Origin of the sequence: Staphylococcus sp. Marseille-Q1834, from assembly GCF_916858875.1 — a bacterium.
Classification (GTDB): domain Bacteria; phylum Bacillota; class Bacilli; order Staphylococcales; family Staphylococcaceae; genus Staphylococcus; species Staphylococcus pragensis.
Window position 1 is genome coordinate 1,118,108 of sequence record NZ_CAKASN010000001.1, and the last position, 20,184, is coordinate 1,138,291.

At 37.8% G+C, this 20,184-nt stretch carries 8 protein-coding genes; all 8 read left to right on the forward strand.

Annotation, left to right across the window (positions count from 1 at the left end; all coding sequences use genetic code 11):
* Window positions 1-3 precede the first annotated feature (3 nt).
* Window positions 4-9,924, forward strand: coding sequence for an LPXTG cell wall anchor domain-containing protein (locus tag LIX58_RS12600; protein ID WP_413470812.1), 9,921 nt, complete (start codon window positions 4-6; stop codon window positions 9,922-9,924).
* 153 nt (window positions 9,925-10,077) lie between these two features.
* Window positions 10,078-11,277, forward strand: a complete 1,200-nt coding sequence (secY2, locus tag LIX58_RS05625; RefSeq protein ID WP_154838178.1) for an accessory Sec system protein translocase subunit SecY2 — start codon at window positions 10,078-10,080, stop codon at window positions 11,275-11,277.
* A 10-nt stretch (window positions 11,278-11,287) separates the two neighbouring features.
* Window positions 11,288-12,856: an accessory Sec system protein Asp1 gene (asp1, locus tag LIX58_RS05630; protein WP_154838177.1), complete on the forward strand. Its 1,569-nt coding sequence runs from the start codon at window positions 11,288-11,290 to the stop codon at window positions 12,854-12,856.
* A complete protein-coding gene (asp2, locus tag LIX58_RS05635; RefSeq protein WP_154838176.1) occupies window positions 12,846-14,408 on the forward strand; it encodes an accessory Sec system protein Asp2 in 1,563 nt (520 codons plus the stop codon). The genes asp1 and asp2 overlap by 11 nt, the downstream gene beginning before the upstream one ends.
* Window positions 14,392-14,940, forward strand: a complete 549-nt coding sequence (gene asp3, locus LIX58_RS05640) for an accessory Sec system protein Asp3 (protein ID WP_154838175.1) — start codon at window positions 14,392-14,394, stop codon at window positions 14,938-14,940. Before asp2 ends, asp3 begins: the two co-directional genes overlap by 17 nt.
* Window positions 14,933-17,323, forward strand: coding sequence for an accessory Sec system translocase SecA2 (gene secA2, locus LIX58_RS05645; RefSeq protein WP_154838174.1), 2,391 nt, complete (start codon window positions 14,933-14,935; stop codon window positions 17,321-17,323). The genes asp3 and secA2 overlap by 8 nt, the downstream gene beginning before the upstream one ends.
* A gap of 16 nt (window positions 17,324-17,339) precedes the next feature.
* Window positions 17,340-18,848 (forward strand): accessory Sec system glycosyltransferase GtfA, encoded by a 1,509-nt coding sequence (gene gtfA, locus LIX58_RS05650; RefSeq protein WP_154838173.1) that lies wholly within the window; start codon window positions 17,340-17,342, stop codon window positions 18,846-18,848.
* On the forward strand, window positions 18,841-20,175 hold the full coding sequence (gene gtfB / locus LIX58_RS05655; RefSeq protein ID WP_154838172.1) for an accessory Sec system glycosylation chaperone GtfB: 1,335 nt from the start codon (window positions 18,841-18,843) through the stop codon (window positions 20,173-20,175). The genes gtfA and gtfB overlap by 8 nt, the downstream gene beginning before the upstream one ends.
* Window positions 20,176-20,184 lie beyond the last annotated feature (9 nt).

The window sequence follows — 20,184 nt, forward strand, 5'->3', positions numbered from 1 at the left end:
GTGATGACAGTTACATATGCTGGTCAACAATTCACTCGTAATTTAACAGATTGGTTGAATAGAAATCGTAATGTTAGTAACTATGCGCTTTCCATCACTGCTTCAACAGGAGGAGCTAAAAATCTACAACAAATTCAATTTGGTACTTTTACTTATACACAAACTGCTTCTACTCAAGTGAGATATGTCGATGTCAATACAGGTAAAGATATTATTCCACCGAAAACTTATGCAGGAGATGTAGATGAAACAGTTACATTAGATCCTCAGCAAAGCACATTAAATGGAATGGGTTATAAGTATAGTAAAGTCGATAGTTCAAATGCACCAAATTATAATAGTGCTAATAATCAAGTGAAATTAACTAATTCAGGTCAATCGGTTATTTATTATTACGAGGATACCCAAGCTCCTACTATTGATATGACTGATCAAAGTAATGAAGTTTTCTCACCTATTACACCAATAACTGTAAATGCTTCAGATAATAGTGGAACAACACCGAATGTCAAGATGGATGGTTTACCAGATGGCTTATCTTATGATTCTTCTAAAAATGTAGTAACAGGTACACCACAAAAAATCGGTAATTATAATGTAACGATTACTGCAACAGATGGCAGTAACCATACAACGACCAAAAGTATTAAATGGTCAATCACTCGAAACTCAGCTAGTGACTCTACTTCAACATCAACAAGTAACAGTCTTTCAACAAGTACAGTCAAATCAACAAGCATAGCAAATAGCGAAAGCACAAGCAAAGCGAATAGTGAAAGCACAAGTAAATCGACAAGTGCAAGTGCATCAACAAGTAAGAGTCTTTCAGACTCAGAAAGCGCAAGCACGTCAGATAGTGAATCAGAAAGTGAGAGTCTTTCAGACTCAGCAAGCGTGAGCACATCAGACAGTGCGTCAACATCAACAAGTGTGAGTGACTCAACAAGTGCAAGCACGTCAGATAGTGAATCAGAAAGTGAGAGTCTTTCAGAATCAACAAGCACAAGTACATCAGATAGTGCATCAACATCAACAAGCATGAGTGACTCAACAAGTACAAGCACATCAGACAGTGAATCAGCATCAACAAGTGTGAGCGACTCAACAAGTACAAGCACATCAGACAGTGCATCAGCATCAACAAGTGTGAGCGATTCAACAAGCGTAAGCACATCAGATAGTGCGTCAGTATCAACAAGCGTGAGTGACTCAACAAGTACAAGCACATCAGACAGTGAATCAGCATCAACAAGCGTGAGTGATTCAACAAGTGCAAGCACATCAGACAGTGCGTCAGCATCAACAAGTGTGAGCGACTCAACGAGTGCAAGCACATCAGACAGTGCGTCAACATCAACAAGTGTGAGCGACTCAACAAGTGTAAGCACATCAGATAGTGAATCAGCATCAACAAGCGTGAGCGACTCAACAAGTGCAAGCACGTCAGATAGTGAATCAGAAAGTGCGAGTCTTTCAGACTCAGCAAGCGTGAGTACATCAGATAGTGCGTCAGCATCAACAAGTGTGAGTGACTCAACAAGTGCAAGCACATCAGACAGTGCATCAGCATCAACAAGTGTGAGCGATTCAACAAGCGTAAGCACATCAGATAGTGCGTCAGTATCAACAAGCGTGAGTGACTCAACAAGCGCAAGCACGTCAGATAGTGAATCAGAAAGTGAGAGTCTTTCAGACTCAGCAAGCGTGAGCACATCAGACAGTGCGTCAGCATCAACAAGCGTGAGCGACTCAACAAGTGTAAGTACATCAGATAGTGCATCAGCATCAACAAGCGTGAGTGACTCAACAAGCGCAAGCACGTCAGATAGTGCATCAACATCAACAAGCATGAGTGACTCAACAAGTACAAGCACATCAGACAGTGAATCAGCATCAACAAGCGTGAGTGATTCAACAAGTGCAAGTACGTCATTAAGTGGATCAGAAAGTGAGAGTCTTTCAGACTCAGCAAGCGTAAGTACATCAGATAGTGCGTCAACATCAACAAGTGTGAGCGACTCAATAAGCGCAAGCACGTCAGATAGTGAATCAGAAAGTGAGAGTCTTTCAGACTCAGCAAGCGTGAGCACATCAGACAGTGCGTCAGAATCAACAAGCGTGAGCGACTCAACAAGTGCAAGCACGTCAGATAGTGAATCAGAAAGTGAGAGTCTTTCAGACTCAGCAAGCGTGAGCACATCAGACAGTGCGTCAACATCAACAAGTGTGAGCGACTCAACAAGTGCAAGCACGTCAGATAGTGAATCAGAAAGTGAGAGTCTTTCAGACTCAGCAAGCGTGAGTACATCAGATAGTGCATCAACATCAACAAGCGTAAGCACATCAGACAGTGCGTCAACATCAACAAGTGTGAGCGACTCAACAAGCGCAAGCACATCAGATAGTGCGTCAACATCAACAAGTGTGAGCGACTCAACAAGTGTAAGCACATCAGATAGTGCATCAGCATCAACAAGCGTGAGCGACTCAACAAGTGCAAGCACGTCAGATAGTGAATCAGAAAGTGAGAGTCTTTCAGACTCAGCAAGCGTGAGCACATCAGATAGTGCATCAACATCAACAAGCATGAGTGACTCAACAAGTACAAGCACATTAGACAGTGAATCAGCATCAACAAGCGTGAGTGATTCAACAAGTGCAAGTACGTCATTAAGTGGATCAGAAAGTGAGAGTCTTTCAGACTCAGCAAGCGTGAGTACATCAGATAGTGCATCAACATCAACAAGTGTGAGCGACTCAACAAGCGTAAGCACATCAGATAGTGAATCAGAAAGTGAGAGTCTTTCAGACTCAGCAAGCGTGAGCACATCAGATAGTGCATCAACATCAACAAGCATGAGTGACTCAACAAGTACAAGCACATTAGACAGTGAATCAGCATCAACAAGCGTGAGTGATTCAACAAGTGCAAGTACGTCATTAAGTGGATCAGAAAGTGAGAGTCTTTCAGACTCAGCAAGCGTGAGTACATCAGATAGTGCATCAACATCAACAAGTGTGAGCGACTCAACAAGCGTAAGCACATCAGATAGTGAATCAGAAAGTGAGAGTCTTTCAGACTCAGCAAGCGTGAGCACATCAGATAGTGCATCAACATCAACAAGCATGAGTGACTCAACAAGTACAAGCACATTAGACAGTGAATCAGCATCAACAAGCGTGAGTGATTCAACAAGTGCAAGTACGTCATTAAGTGGATCAGAAAGTGAGAGTCTTTCAGAATCAACAAGCACAAGTACATCAGATAGTGCATCAACATCAACAAGTGTGAGTGACTCAACAAGTGCAAGCACGTCATTAAGTGGATCAGAAAGTGAGAGTCTTTCAGACTCAGCAAGCGTGAGTACATCAGATAGTGCATCAACATCAACAAGTGTGAGCGACTCAACAAGCGTGAGCACATCAGATAGTGCATCAACATCAACAAGCATGAGTGACTCAACAAGTACAAGCACATCAGACAGTGAATCAGCATCAACAAGTGTGAGCGACTCAACAAGTACAAGCACATCAGACAGTGCATCAGCATCAACAAGTGTGAGCGATTCAACAAGCGTAAGCACATCAGATAGTGCGTCAGTATCAACAAGCGTGAGTGACTCAACAAGTACAAGCACATCAGACAGTGAATCAGCATCAACAAGCGTGAGTGACTCAACAAGTGCAAGCACATCAGACAGTGCGTCAGCATCAACAAGTGTGAGCGACTCAACAAGCGCAAGCACATCAGACAGTGCGTCAACATCAACAAGTGTGAGCGACTCAACAAGTGCAAGCACATCAGATAGTGAATCAGAAAGTGAGAGTCTTTCAGACTCAGCAAGCGTGAGCACATCAGATAGTGCATCAACATCAACAAGCATGAGTGACTCAACAAGTACAAGCACATTAGACAGTGAATCAGCATCAACAAGCGTGAGTGATTCAACAAGTGCAAGTACGTCATTAAGTGGATCAGAAAGTGAGAGTCTTTCAGACTCAGCAAGCGTAAGTACATCAGATAGTGCGTCAACATCAACAAGTGTGAGCGACTCAATAAGCGCAAGCACGTCAGATAGTGAATCAGAAAGTGAGAGTCTTTCAGACTCAGCAAGCGTGAGCACATCAGACAGTGCGTCAGCATCAACAAGCGTGAGCGACTCAACAAGTGCAAGCACGTCAGATAGTGAATCAGAAAGTGAGAGTCTTTCAGACTCAGCAAGCGTGAGCACATCAGACAGTGCGTCAACATCAACAAGTGTGAGCGACTCAACAAGTGCAAGCACGTCAGATAGTGAATCAGAAAGTGAGAGTCTTTCAGACTCAGCAAGCGTGAGTACATCAGATAGTGCATCAACATCAACAAGCGTAAGCACATCAGACAGTGCGTCAACATCAACAAGTGTGAGCGACTCAACAAGCGCAAGCACATCAGATAGTGCGTCAACATCAACAAGTGTGAGCGACTCAACAAGTGTAAGCACATCAGATAGTGCATCAGCATCAACAAGCGTGAGCGACTCAACAAGTGCAAGCACGTCAGATAGTGAATCAGAAAGTGCGAGTCTTTCAGACTCAGCAAGCGTGAGCACATCAGATAGTGCATCAACATCAACAAGCATGAGTGACTCAACAAGTGCAAGCACGTCAGATAGTGAATCAGAAAGTGAGAGTCTTTCAGACTCAACAAGCACAAGTACATCAGATAGTGCATCAGCATCAACAAGTGTGAGCGACTCAACAAGTGCAAGCACGTCAGATAGTGAATCAGAAAGTGAGAGTCTTTCAGACTCAGCAAGCGTGAGCACATCAGACAGTGCATCAACATCAACAAGTGTGAGCGACTCAACAAGTGCAAGCACGTCAGATAGTGAATCAGAAAGTGAGAGTCTTTCAGAATCAACAAGCACAAGTACATCAGATAGTGCATCAACATCAACAAGCATGAGTGACTCAACAAGTACAAGCACATCAGACAGTGAATCAGCATCAACAAGTGTGAGCGACTCAACAAGTGCAAGCACGTCAGATAGTGAATCAGCATCAACAAGTGTGAGCGATTCAACAAGCGTAAGCACATCAGATAGTGCGTCAGTATCAACAAGCGTGAGTGACTCAACAAGTACAAGCACATCAGACAGTGAATCAGCATCAACAAGTGTGAGCGACTCAACAAGTGCAAGCACATCAGATAGTGAATCAGAAAGTGCGAGTCTTTCAGACTCAGCAAGCGTGAGCACATCAGACAGTGCGAGTCTTTCAGACTCAACAAGCACAAGTACATCAGATAGTGCATCAGCATCAACAAGCGTGAGTGATTCAACAAGTGCAAGCACATCAGACAGTGCGTCAGCATCAACAAGTGTGAGCGACTCAACAAGTGCAAGCACATCAGACAGTGCGTCAGCATCAACAAGTGTGAGCGACTCAACAAGTGTAAGCACATCAGATAGTGAATCAGAAAGTGAGAGTCTTTCAGACTCAGCAAGCGTGAGCACATCAGATAGTGCATCAACATCAACAAGCATGAGTGACTCAACAAGTACAAGCACATTAGACAGTGAATCAGCATCAACAAGCGTGAGTGATTCAACAAGTGCAAGTACGTCATTAAGTGGATCAGAAAGTGAGAGTCTTTCAGAATCAACAAGCACAAGTACATCAGATAGTGCATCAACATCAACAAGTGTGAGTGACTCAACAAGTGCAAGCACGTCATTAAGTGGATCAGAAAGTGAGAGTCTTTCAGACTCAGCAAGCGTGAGTACATCAGATAGTGCATCAACATCAACAAGTGTGAGCGACTCAACAAGCGTGAGCACATCAGATAGTGCATCAACATCAACAAGCATGAGTGACTCAACAAGTACAAGCACATCAGACAGTGAATCAGCATCAACAAGTGTGAGCGACTCAACAAGTACAAGCACATCAGACAGTGCATCAGCATCAACAAGTGTGAGCGATTCAACAAGCGTAAGCACATCAGATAGTGCGTCAGTATCAACAAGCGTGAGTGACTCAACAAGTACAAGCACATCAGACAGTGAATCAGCATCAACAAGCGTGAGTGATTCAACAAGTGCAAGCACATCAGATAGTGAATCAGAAAGTGCGAGTCTTTCAGACTCAGCAAGCGTGAGCACATCAGACAGTGCGAGTCTTTCAGACTCAACAAGCACAAGTACATCAGATAGTGCATCAACATCAACAAGCGTGAGTGATTCAACAAGTGCAAGCACATCAGACAGTGCGTCAGCATCAACAAGTGTGAGCGACTCAACAAGTGCAAGCACATCAGACAGTGCGTCAACATCAACAAGTGTGAGCGACTCAACAAGTGTAAGCACATCAGATAGTGAATCAGAAAGTGAGAGTCTTTCAGACTCAGCAAGCGTGAGCACATCAGATAGTGCATCAACATCAACAAGCATGAGTGACTCAACAAGTACAAGCACATTAGACAGTGAATCAGCATCAACAAGCGTGAGTGATTCAACAAGTGCAAGTACGTCATTAAGTGGATCAGAAAGTGAGAGTCTTTCAGAATCAACAAGCACAAGTACATCAGATAGTGCATCAACATCAACAAGTGTGAGTGACTCAACAAGTGCAAGCACGTCATTAAGTGGATCAGAAAGTGAGAGTCTTTCAGACTCAGCAAGCGTGAGTACATCAGATAGTGCATCAACATCAACAAGTGTGAGCGACTCAACAAGCGTGAGCACATCAGATAGTGCATCAACATCAACAAGCATGAGTGACTCAACAAGTACAAGCACATCAGACAGTGAATCAGCATCAACAAGTGTGAGCGACTCAACAAGTACAAGCACATCAGACAGTGCATCAGCATCAACAAGTGTGAGCGATTCAACAAGCGTAAGCACATCAGATAGTGCGTCAGTATCAACAAGCGTGAGTGACTCAACAAGTACAAGCACATCAGACAGTGAATCAGCATCAACAAGCGTGAGTGATTCAACAAGTGCAAGCACATCAGATAGTGAATCAGAAAGTGCGAGTCTTTCAGACTCAGCAAGCGTGAGCACATCAGACAGTGCGAGTCTTTCAGACTCAACAAGCACAAGTACATCAGATAGTGCATCAACATCAACAAGCGTGAGTGATTCAACAAGTGCAAGCACATCAGACAGTGCGTCAGCATCAACAAGTGTGAGCGACTCAACAAGTGCAAGCACATCAGACAGTGCGTCAACATCAACAAGTGTGAGCGACTCAACAAGCGCAAGCACGTCAGATAGTGAATCAGAAAGTGAGAGTCTTTCAGACTCAGCAAGCGTGAGCACATCAGATAGTGCATCAACATCAACAAGCATGAGTGACTCAACAAGTACAAGCACATTAGACAGTGAATCAGCATCAACAAGCGTGAGTGATTCAACAAGTGCAAGTACGTCATTAAGTGGATCAGAAAGTGAGAGTCTTTCAGAATCAACAAGCACAAGTACATCAGATAGTGCATCAACATCAACAAGTGTGAGTGACTCAACAAGTGCAAGCACGTCATTAAGTGGATCAGAAAGTGAGAGTCTTTCAGACTCAGCAAGCGTGAGCACATCAGATAGTGCATCAACATCAACAAGCATGAGTGACTCAACAAGTACAAGCACATTAGACAGTGAATCAGCATCAACAAGCGTGAGTGATTCAACAAGTGCAAGTACGTCATTAAGTGGATCAGAAAGTGAGAGTCTTTCAGAATCAACAAGCACAAGTACATCAGATAGTGCATCAACATCAACAAGTGTGAGTGACTCAACAAGTGCAAGCACGTCATTAAGTGGATCAGAAAGTGAGAGTCTTTCAGACTCAGCAAGCGTGAGTACATCAGATAGTGCATCAACATCAACAAGTGTGAGCGACTCAACAAGCGTGAGCACATCAGATAGTGCATCAACATCAACAAGCATGAGTGACTCAACAAGTACAAGCACATCAGACAGTGAATCAGCATCAACAAGTGTGAGCGACTCAACAAGTACAAGCACATCAGACAGTGCATCAGCATCAACAAGTGTGAGCGATTCAACAAGCGTAAGCACATCAGATAGTGCGTCAGTATCAACAAGCGTGAGTGACTCAACAAGTACAAGCACATCAGACAGTGAATCAGCATCAACAAGCGTGAGTGATTCAACAAGTGCAAGCACATCAGATAGTGCATCAACATCAACAAGCGTGAGCGACTCAACAAGTGCAAGCACATCAGACAGTGCGTCAGCATCAACAAGCGTGAGTGACTCAATAAGCGCAAGCACATCAGATAGTGAGTCAACATCAACAAGTGTGAGCGATTCAACAAGTGCAAGCACGTCATTAAGTGGATCAGAAAGCGCGAGTCTTTCAGACTCAGTAAGCACAAGTACGTCAGATAGTGCGTCAACATCAACAAGTGTTAGCGACTCAAATTCAGGTAGTGGCTCAACGTCACACAGTGAATCACACACAGAAAGTCATACAAACTCAATGAGTCAATCAGACTCAAACAGTGGTTCAACAAGCGTGAGTGACTCAGATTCAGGTAGTGGCTCAATGTCACACAGTGAATCACATACAGAAAGTCATACAAATTCAATGAGTCAATCAGACTCAAACAGTGGTTCAACAAGCGTGAGTGACTCAGATTCAGGTAGTGGCTCAATGTCACACAGTGAATCGCATACAGAAAGTCACACAAATTCAATGAGTCAATCAGACTCAAACAGTGGTTCAACAAGCGTGAGTGACTCAGATTCAGGTAGTGGCTCAATGTCACACAGTGAATCACATACAGAAAGTCACACAAATTCAATGAGTCAATCAGATTCAAACAGTGGTTCAACAAGCGTGAGTGACTCAGATTCAGGTAGTGGCTCAATGTCACACAGTGAATCACATACAGAAAGTCACACAAATTCAATGAGTCAATCAGATTCAAACAGTGGTTCAATAAGTGTGAGCGACTCAACAAGTGCAAGCACATCAGACAGTGCATCAGCATCAACAAGTGCAAGTACGTCAGATAGTGAATCACAAAGTGCGAGTCTTTCAGACTCAGCAAGCGTGAGCGACTCAACAAGCGCAAGCACATCAGACAGTACGTCAGTATCAACAAGCGTGAGTGACTCAACAAGTGCAAGCACATCAGACAGTGCGTCAGTATCAACAAGCGTGAGCGACTCAACAAGTGCAAGCACATCAGACAGTGCGTCAGTATCAACAAGTGTAAGTACGTCAGATAGTGAATCACAAAGTGCGAGTCTTTCAGACTCAGTAAGCGCAAGCACATCAGACAGTGCATCATCATCAACAAGTGTGAGTGGCTCAACAAGTGCAAGCACATCAGATAGTGCGTCAGCATCAACAAGTGTGAGCAACTCAACAAGCACAAGTACGTCAGATAGTGAATCAACATCAACAAGTGTGAGTGACTCAGATTCAGGTAGTGGCTCAATGTCACATAGTGAATCACATACAGAAAGTCATACAAACTCAATGAGTCAATCAGATTCAAACAGTGGTTCAACAAGCACAAGTGATTCAGTATCACATAGCGACTCACAATCAGATAGCTATACAAATTCAACAAGTCATTCAAGCTCTGAAAGTGCATCGACTCATACAAGTGAATCTAATACACATTCAACATCAATGAGTCTTTCAACTTCAGAGAGCACTACTACAAGTGATTCAACTTCAATGAATGCAAGTGAATCAAATAGTATGAGTACATCAGAATCACAAAGTCATAATTCTCAAGTACACAGTACGTCACAACATCACAAAGACAATACTGATTTACCAGATACTGGTAACGATAGTTCAAACTCATCAGTATTAGTCTCAGCTGTAGCAGCAATGTTAGCGGGATTAGGAATGATTAGAAGATCTCGTAAAAATAAGAAAGATAAAAAAGAGTAGAGTTTCGATATTGAAAGTCTGATTTTACTCTAAATAAAAAGAGGCTAAAGCATAATTATTGGTTGAGATAAGCTTTCCAAACCAAAGTAATTAATGTCTTTAGCCTCTTTGATATAATATAGAAAACTTTATTTTTAAATATTAGGTGGAATTATGTTCAAAGAGCAGGAATATAAAGTGTTATATAAAAGAATATTATTCACATGTTTCATATTAGTTATTTACATTTTAGGGAGTAATATTTCTATTATTGGTGCTAGAGGGATTCGAGATACAAAAGATACATTTTTTAAGTTAGCCATTTCTAATGTTGGGGGAGACCTTGCTACATTAAATATTTTTTCATTAGGACTTGGTCCTTGGCTAACTTCTTTAGTCATTATAATGTTATTGAATTATCGAGACATTGACAAAGTTACTAAGCAAACACGTTCTGAGAAACATTATAAAGAGCGTATATTAACTTTATTATTTGCAGCATTTCAAAGTTATTATGTAATTAACACATATATTCATAATAATTTTATAAAAGATACTAATATCATTTTGCTCATGTTAGTACTTATTACAGGTACGATGTTTCTTGTCTGGTTAGCAGACCAAAATATTACTTATGGTATTGCTGGTCCTATGCCTATTGTTCTCATGAGTTTAACCAAATCTTTATTTAACAACCAACATTTTATGAAATTAAATATTAGTGTAGTCATGCTAATTTTAATTATTGCAATTTTAGTTATTGCATTATTTTTCTTATTATTTATTGAGTTGTCAGAATATCGTTTAAATTATAAAGATATTATGAACAATTCTACTCATAAGACACCGACCTATCTAGCTTGGAAATTAAATCCAGCAGGAAGTATTTCAATTATGGTTAGTTTGTCAGCTTTTGTACTTTTAAATAATTTAATTAATTTAATAGTTTCTCTGTTTGGTATAAACCTTAATTTAAACTTTTTGAGTTTTAATCATCCACTAGGTATTACAAGTTATTTCGTTTTACAAATTATATTAAATTATTTACTGTCGCGCTTCTTAATTAATACAAAGAAAAAAGCTAGAGAATTTTTAAAAAATGGAAATTATTTCGACTCAGTGAATCCTGGGAAAGAAACAGAACGTTATTTAAATCTAAAAGCGCGTAGAGTATGTTGGACTGGCGCAATTATCGTAGCTTTTATTTTAGCTATTCCTATGTATTCAACGTTATTTGTTCCAAATATGTCAAAAGAAATCTATTTTTCAGTTCAACTAATTATTTTAGTGTATATCAGTATAAATATTGGAGAAACGATTCGTACATATTTATACTTCGATCGTTATAAACAGATTTTGAATAAATATTGGTAAGGAGAATATTATGAAACAGTTTATACCCGCATGGTACGATTCAACTTATTGGTGGGATAGCGCTGTCGAGCCTTTTTTCAGAAAAAAAAGAGTTACTGAATTTGACGATATGGTGAGCTTATTGTCAATGTATCGTAAAAATGAAGAAACATTCACAACGCTTATTCTAAATTATCAGCCCATGTTGCGTTTGTTTCTACATCGGCATCAGCTCTATGAAGTAACTTATTGGTCTCTCTTCGATGCTATTCAAGGTGCTCAGAATGTAACACCGCAAGCGATAGATTATAGAGATTTAGCTTGGCCAGAGGATACTGAATTTATATACACTCCGTTTCAAGTTATCGCGATTACGGCTACCAATATGTATTCTAAGATTAATTTCAGTCAAGAAGGATACTTGCTTTGGATTGAAGACTTTGAAAATGAAGTGCTTAAACGGAAGTTTATTATTGATGATAGGGGTTTTATTTCCTCAATTGAGTCTTATGACTTAAATAGTAAGCCAGCGTATAGAGACTATTTAAATGTCGATGGGTCTACCATTATGAGACAGAATTTTAACACACAAAATATAACTATTATGGCTGAGTATCAACCTCATTTTCAAAAAACAGAATATAACAATATGGACGAATTAATACACGAAAAATTAAGTGAATTTAACGACAATAATCTAAAAACTAACGATAAACTTATTGTGGCGGCAGATGAACGACACAATAAATTATTAAATGATATATTTCAACCTGAAAATATATGTTATTCGCTCTTCACACCACGTAACAAGCATGTTCATGATGAGTTATTAAAATCAATTACAGTAGCAAATCAATGTGTAGTAGATACGCAAGAAAATGAAAGGAAAATTGATGTCTTTGTGTCAGACAATCTACAATCTCAACCGTTTAATTACATGCGTATTACGCCGTTTGAAGCACAAATGTTACCAAATATAAGTAGCCAATTATATGAAACGAATATAGGTGTTTGGATAGATGGCTTGACGGACAATGAATTGCAATCGCTTATGACGCAGTTAACACAGTATATTTATCATCATGAGAAAACAAAAATAATTTTAATGACGAAATTAAGTAATCATGAAATAGCGCCATGGCTTAAAGAAGAGATACAAAAAATTAATGATTCTTTAAATACTGAAAATGAAGAATTATCTTTAGAAGTGCGCGATATTCTGGAAACAGAACTTGAAAAGATAGAAGCAATTAAAATCATTTCTGTACCTTTTGAAGAAGATTTAATGAAAGCTATCTCTCAATTAAGGGTTGTAATTGATTTAAACTCAGAGCCGGATTTATATTTGCAAATTTCAAGTATTAGTGCAGGTATTCCGCAAATAAATAAAAGCCAAACAGATTATGTTGAGCATAAATTAAATGGTCTAATCATTGAAAATATGGAACAACTCCATATGGCATTAGATTATTTCTTACTTAATCTAAAAAATTGGAATTATTCTTTCGCACATTCTATAAAATTGAGTGAAAATTTCAGCTCAAAATTTATTATTCAACAGCTTGATAGTTTGATAGAAGGTGGAACATATGGCACGTAAATTTAGGATATTACAAGTGGGGGGCAAAGATTTAGAACCTCTATTCGATAATAAAAAAAATGTAGAGTGGGATTATCTTGATGATACGCTTTTTCAATTTGAAAGTGGATACATTGAAGCAGTTCAAGAGATTATTGATGCATATGGCGATTTCGATCTTGTATTTGTACAAAGTCCGTACTCTCAACCTTTAATGAAGTTATTACAACTTGTTAGCACGCCTCATAACACAGTAATAGATTACCATGTGTGGACTTCAGAATTTGAAAATGAAACACTTGTCAGAACTAAAATGATAAAAAAAATAGAGTATAAAACAGAAGAAGAATTGCACAATAAATTATTAGCGGTGACATTTCCTGGGCAATATGGCGATAGAATATCTCCAATTAAGGCAATAGTGAAGCCTCATTTTCAAGGGGAGTATTGGTATGAGGGGAATACGGCGCTTGTAATTGAAGGTGATTTTGGACAATCATTTAAACCACTTGTGACATGGACGCAACACTTGGTTAATGACCAAGAGAAAGTAAATGAAATTTGGCCCGAATATGAAATTGATGGGAATGTTGAGATAGAGTACACGCTTAGAATTACACCTAATGGATCTATTGACTTTCCTAACCAAACATTGCGTTTTGAACATCAAGATTTGAAAGAACCTATACAGTTGCCACGCTTGCCATATCAAGCTAATGTCAGTGTATCTCTAAAGGCTAAAGGAGCAGGGAAGATTAAATTAGGTGCTATCCATAAGCGCTGGTCGCGTCTTGAAATGGGGCAATTTATCATGGGTGGTAAGCGTTTTGCTGATGCTCATCGTAAGGAATTTATTTATTATTTCAATCCCGGTGATATGAAACCTCCGCTCAATGTCTATTTTAGTGGTTATCGCTCTGCTGAAGGCTTTGAGGGTTATTTCATGATGAACAAGATGGATGCGCCATTTATTTTAATTGGTGATCCAAGGCTTGAAGGTGGCGCATTCTATCTAGGTTCTGACACTTTTGAAAAGGGTATTATTGATGTTATACGTAATGCAATTGAGTTTCTCAATTTCAAACCGAACGATTTGATTTTATCTGGCTTATCGATGGGTTCGTTTGGAGCTTTGTATTATGCTACAGAGTTAGAGCCTGCAGCGGTAGTAGTTGGGAAACCTCTACTTAATGTAGGGTCGATTGCAGATAATATGAAGTTATTACGTCCAAACGAATTCGGTACAGCGAACGATGTATTACTAGCGAATGAAGGTAGTATTTCTCAAGCAGATATCGACCAATTGAATACACGTTTTTGGGAAAAAATAAAAAACAGTAATCTCTCAAAAACAACATTTGCGATTGCTTATATGCAACATGATGATTATGATGCGACAGCCTTTCAAGCATTGTCACCAGTTCTTAGTCAACACCGTGCACATGTGATGAGTCGTGGTGTGCCTGGTCGCCATAACGATGACACACCAACAATTACAAACTGGTTTGTAAATTTTTATAATATTATCTTAAAAGATCAATTCGGGAGAGATAGTGATGTCAATGCAAAATGAATTTAAAATTGAATGGCGACATATTAATCGAAAAACATTTATGTATGGCACAAAATTGCAGTTTAAAGAAGATGGGGCATATTTTGAAAATCCGCTAATGCCTTCTGGAACAGTCATTCATGATTGGCATATGATTACTGACTTTTATAATGACAAAGCAGTGCCCTCGCTTCCAATTTTGAAAAGAGGGCATCGCTATACGTTAACTTTAAATTATAAAGTAAACCCACCAGGTGCGGCCTACATCAAGATGACGTTTTATCGTAAAAATGATACAGAAATTTCATATTTGATAATTAAAGAAGATGTGTCAGAATTTCAATTTCCTGTAGAGGCTTATGCATATAAATTAGAATTAATTAATGCAGGGTTATCGGTTCTGCATTTTCAAAATATAGAAATTAAGGAATTAAGTGCAAACAAGGACGAAATGACAGATTCTGAGGTATCAAACGCTCAATCTAAAGTAGAAGTTATGAATCGCGTTATAGCTAAAGTAAGAGGACGAAATGGGGGTGGAGCTGATGGCTGATCGAGTGAATCATTTGATTAATCAAATGCGTTTGAAGCGATTAAAAAAGCAACTAACTGAGGTAAAGCGATATAGTGAAGTATTTGCGAATTACACCGATGAAGAATTACAAGCGAAAACGACGGAATTTAAAAAGCGTTTAGCTGATGAGGAAACGACGCTAGATAAGTTGTTGCCAGAGGCTTATGCCACCATTCGAGAAGCTTCGAAACGCGTATTGGGTATGTATCCGAAAGAAGTGCAAGTCATGGGAGCTATTGTGATGCATCAAGGCAATATTGCTGAAATGCAGACGGGTGAAGGCAAGACATTGACGGCGACAATGCCTCTCTATTTGAATGCACTCACAGGCAAAGGTGCATTTCTAATTACGACAAATGATTATCTGGCTAGCCGAGATTTTCAAGAAATGAAACCTTTATTTGAATGGTTAGGATTAACAGCATCTCTCGGATTTGTAGATATTCATGATTACGAATACGCAGAAGGTGAGAAACAGTTTTTATATAACCACGATATTATTTATACAACAAACGGGCGATTAGGATTTGATTATTTATTTGATAATCTAGCCGATCATATTGATGCGAAATACTTACCAGAATTGAATTTTGCGATTATTGATGAAGTGGATTCGATTATTTTAGATGCTGCTCAAACACCTTTAGTTATTTCTGGAGCCCCACGTGTGCAATCTAATCTTTTTCACATTATAAAAATGTTTGTGGAAACATTAGTTGAAGACGAGCATTTCAAAGTAAAGTTGAATAAAAAAGAAGTGTGGCTTACGGAAGAAGGAATTGAAGCGGCAAATCATTATTTTAAAGTTTCAAATATGTATGACCCTAAACACTTTGATTTGGTACGTGTGATTAATTTATCTTTACGCGCAAAATATTTATTCAAAGATAATATGGATTATTTTATTTATAACGGGGAAGTTGTACTTATTGACCGTATCACAGGTCGAATGTTACCAGGCACAAAATTACAATCCGGCTTACACCAAGCGCTTGAAGCAAAAGAAGGCGTTGAATTATCGCAAGATTTAAGTGTAATGGCAACGATTACTTTCCAAAATTTATTTAAATTATTTAATAAGTTTTCAGGAATGACAGGAACTGGAAAACTGGGTGAAAAAGAATTCTTTGAATTATATTCAAAATTAGTTGTACAAATTCCAACTGATCATCCTATTATTCGTAAGGATAAAGAAGATAAAGTTTATGCAAAATCTGAAGAAAAGAATGAAGCAATTCTTGAGAAAGTGATAGAGGTTCATCAAACAAAACAACCTATCTTACTGATTACTAGAACGGCTGAAGCGGCAGAATATTTCTCAGCACAACTGTTTAAACAAAATATTCCTAATAACTTGTTGATTGCGCAAAATGTGGCAAAGGAAGCACAGATGATTGCAGAAGCAGGTCAAATAGGTGCTGTAACGGTATCGACAAGTATGGCTGGACGTGGAACTGACATTAAATTAGGAGCAGGCGTTCATGAACTTGGTGGTCTAGCGGTAATCATTAATGAACATATGGAAAACAGCCGAGTTGATAGACAGTTACGAGGACGTGCTGGACGCCAAGGTGACCCAGGTATATCTCAAATTTATGTATCTTTAGACGATTATATTGTAAAAAGATGGAGTAATGCCAAATTAGCTGAAAATGAGAAGGTAAAAGATATTAATCCTGAGAAATTGCAGGAGAGTCCATTTTTCAGAAATAGAGTAAGAAATATTGTGACAAAAGCACAACGTGTATCAGAAGAAACAGCTATGATGAATCGTGAAATGGCAAATGAATTTGAGAAAAGTATCGGTATTCAACGGGACCGTGTTTATGAAGAACGAAATCGTATCCTTGAAACTCAAGATTTTAGTCAGTTTGATTTCAATTCACTTGCGCATGAAGTATTCGAATATGACCTAAAGGTAGAACGTATAGACAATGAAGATAAGGTTATCCATTATATTTATAACCATTTAAGTTTTAACTTTAATGACGCATCAATTACAAAATATATGCAAACACGTGAGAAAACCTTACAGTATTTAACACAGCTTTTTAATAAAAAATTAGAAGATAATTTAAAAATAGCGAATAATGATTACTATAAATTACGATTTTTCCAAAAAGCGATTTTAAAAGCAATTGATGTGGAATGGATTAATCAAGTGGACCAGTTACAACAATTAAAAGCAAGTGTTAATAATCGTCAAAATGGACAACGTAATGCCATGTTTGAATATCATAAAGTAGCTTTAGAAACATATGAAACCATGATGATTAATATAAAACGTGATATTATTCGTAATTTATGTTTAAGCATTTTAACGTTTGATAAAAAACAAGATTTAGTAATACATTTTCCTTAAAATGAGGTGTCTTTTAATGACAATTTATAATATTAATTTCGGTATTGGCTGGGCTAGTAGCGGTGTAGAATATGCCCAAGCCTATCGTGCTAAGCTATTAAGACAAACGAATCAGTCCGCAAAATTTATCTTTTTGGACTTCATTTCATCTGAAAATATTCAAACTTTAACATCAAATATAGGTTTTAAAGATGATGAAATTATTTGGCTTTATCAATATTTTAGTGATATTCCAATAGCGCCAACAACTTATACTGTTGATGACTTAATTAGAGATTTAGGTAACCCTGTTACTGCAAGAGTGGAAACTGGAAAAGTTGTACGTTTATATATTGGTAACGATCAATCTTATGTGAGTTGTTATTTACAAAATGAAGGTGAAAATATTGTAGATCGTGCTGAATTTGTTGTAAATGGCATGTTAATTCGTAAAGATTATTACAGTTATGTCCGCACTTTTTCAGAATACTATGCTCCAAGCGAGAACCGCGCGAAATTATATATGCGCCAGTTCTATAATGAAGATGGCTCGATTGTTTATAAAGAATATATTGATGGCGATTCGAGCGTATATATTTTTGATGATGCGCGTTTGTACAGTAAACAACAATTTGTAGCTTATTTCATGCAGAAATTAAATTTAACTAATCAAGACATCGTGATTATTGATAGATCGACGGAAGTTGGTCAGGCTATCTTGGAAAATAAAGGCCCAAGTAAGGTCGGCATTGTAGTACATGCTGAACATTTCAGTGAAAATTCAACAGATGATACACATATTTTATGGAATAATTATTACGAATATGTCTTTAAACAAGCACCAGTTATTGATTTTTATATCACAGCTACAGATTTACAAAATAAAACTTTATCAAGTCAATTTAAACAATTTACTGCACACCAACCGCGTGTCCGTACTATTCCAGTAGGGAGCTTGCATCAATTAACTTATCCTAAACAAGAACGCCAACCTTATTCGATGATGACGGCATCAAGGTTAGCGAGCGAAAAGCATGTAGATTGGATTGTTAGAGCGGCAATCGAAGCGAAAAAAGAAGTTCCTAAATTAACATTTGATATTTACGGATATGGCAGTGAAAGGGAAAAAATTGAAAAACTGATTACTGAGCACAATGCCCAAGACTATATCCAATTAAAAGGCCATGCAAAATTAGATGATATCTATCCTAAATACGATTTGTTTGTTTCCGCATCAACGAGTGAAGGTTTTGGTTTAACATTAATGGAAGCGGTGGGTTCTGGTCTTGGTATGATTGGATTCGATGTGAATTACGGTAATCCAACATTTATAAAAGATGGTAAAAATGGCTATCTTATTCCAATCAATCAAGATAAACAAAATATTGATGAAATTACAGATAATATGGCGAAAAAAATAATTCAATATTTTAATAATGGCCCTAAACAAGCACATGATAAATCGTATGAAATTGCGACACCATTTAAGACTGAGAGTATTACGAAAAAATGGCAAAATTTAATTGATGAGGTGCTATATGATTAATTTATTTGAACGTTTTGATGCAGCATCACAAAAACTTAAACAATCGCTTCAACTTGCAGGTTACAATCATTCAACAATAGTTATGGATGATGATGGCTTTTTACCTGATGATGTAATTTCACCGTATCGATTTTTTGCAGATTATCAACGCAAAGATGATGATAAACCAGCATTTTTCAATGATGTTCAAGTTCCTCCATTCTGGGAAATTAAAGGGAATAATGATTATGCTGAAGTCATTGATAATGGTATTGTGAGAGGACGCATTTTCTATCGTAAACATTTCAAAACGCGTATTGTCAGTTTTGTAGAATGGTTTGATACAGATAACCATTTACGCTCAGTAGATCACTATACAAAAGATGGCTTTAAATTTGCGACTACTGTATATGATTTAAAAAAGAAACCGATTGTTAAAACATATGTTAATCGTGAGGGCAAAGAAGTATTATATGAGAACTTTGTCACTAAAGATATTGTCTTAGATTGGAAAGGACAGTCTCATTTCTTTGCTTCAAAACATGACTTTATTATTTTCTTTTTAAAACAATTAGAGTTAGATTTATCTAAAATTATTATTAATTCATTAGCCACACCTTTTTTTGTAACGTATCATTCCGACATCATTGAAAGAACGGTACTTTTCTGGCAAGAACAGAGTGGCGGTAATGTCCCGGGAAATATGAAACTAATGTTAGACAATTCAGCGCAACAAAATACAATAATTATTCCAAATAAAAATGAATATCAAAGTATTATTGAAAATATTGAACCGCAATATCGTCGATCAATTGTGCAATCTGGATATCTGTATGATTATCAGAAAAATAATAAATACGCAAAACGTATACTCAACTTAACTAATTCTGATGACATTTCAAATATTGAAACATTAATTCAAAACTTACCAGAATTTGAATTCCATATAGGTGCTATCACAGAAATGTCGGAAAAATTAATGCGCCTTAATCAATACCAAAATGTGACATTATATCCGACTATCACTAAATCAATGACAAGTAATCTATTTAAATCATGTGATGTTTATTTAGATATTAATCGTGGTGGCGAAATCTCTAATGCTATAGAGCGAGCGATGTTAAGTAATCAATTAATTTTAGCTTATGATGAAACAGCACATCGCCGTGAATTTATTGCTAGAAAAAATATAGTCCCACAAACAGACTATACTCAGTTAACGAACATACTTAATGATATTGCGACAGATAAAAATCATTTTAAAGAAAGATTAGAGCACCAAAAACAACAAAATAATAATATAGATAAACGTGCATTTAAAAAAGTATTAAATAAAGCGATGAAGTAAATGAGGTGG